1 protein-coding gene is annotated in these 1,077 nt (G+C 34.7%); it reads right to left on the reverse strand.

Annotated elements, in window-relative coordinates:
* Window positions 1–642: 642 nt before the first annotated feature.
* On the reverse strand, window positions 643–1,077 hold a 435-nt coding region (locus ACFINR_RS09400), incomplete at its 5' end, for a hypothetical protein (protein WP_375654234.1).

Below are 1,077 nucleotides of genomic sequence, written 5' to 3' on the forward strand. Positions count from 1 at the left end.
GATTTTGAACTGTACATTTCCCTCTCTAGACACAATACGCCTAAGTACAGCAATGTCATTAAATACGATTTGCTACATTTTGTCAACACAAAAATAACACATATTGATATATTTGAAGAGAATCTGTATAAAGCGAAGATGCAACAATGAAAAACAAGATAAAATCTAATGTTATTATCGTATTTAAAGAAAATTTCCTTATTCGGAATAATAAGTATCTTATTCACTAGTCATGTAAGTAGTCAACCATTAACAAAACATGTTTCTTCGGAATCTCCATGCCCAAAGGGGCAAATTGCCGTTTTTCGTGATCTACAAAAACGGTCCTCTTTTATTACTTGTATTTCAGAAGGAATGTTGGATTATATTTATAACGACATCCCTAAAGAAATCTCTACAGGTCCATTTAGAATAATTTCTATAGAGGCAAACAACTATCTTCGTATACTAAGACGTTATTTTAATAAAAACAATAGAATAGAATGGTTTGTAATAGGCTTCATAATAATCACCATAATGTCTCTTCCGATTAACATACTCTGGCGATTTAGATTAAAGATTTCTGCGTTTTTATTTGCAATAATGACCGCCTTAGTTATTATTGCAATACCATATATATATGGATATATATATCTTTCACATCTACTTTTTTGAAAAGTACTTCTGAAGCGCATTAAGAGCAACGCGTAATGAATTCACAAGATATGGTAGCGTTTGATCTTCTATAACGAGGTACTGTAGCGCAGCGTGAAGATTATACTGTCTATAGAGGCATTGCGCTTCTTTTAGTGCCTCTTGCGTGTTTATAAACTGCTCTGTTGCAAATTCTACCCATTTGTCTCTTGCCTTATCATCAGAAGATGACGGAATTTCATTATAAACAGCACTTGGCAAGCCTTTTGCACAAAGGTAATCGTTTCTTATCTGTAGGTACTGTTGCGCGGCATCATATTGCTCTTGAGTAATCACGCCTTGCAAACAAAGCCGCCCGATATAGGTACCAGAAAGTGGATTTTTTGCCTCCTGTAGCGTTAAACCGAAGCGCTTTGCACGCATTTCTATTGCCAATTTATCAAC

The organism is Bartonella sp. AP19HLJMH (genome assembly GCF_042196245.1).
GTDB lineage: Bacteria > Pseudomonadota > Alphaproteobacteria > Rhizobiales > Rhizobiaceae > Bartonella.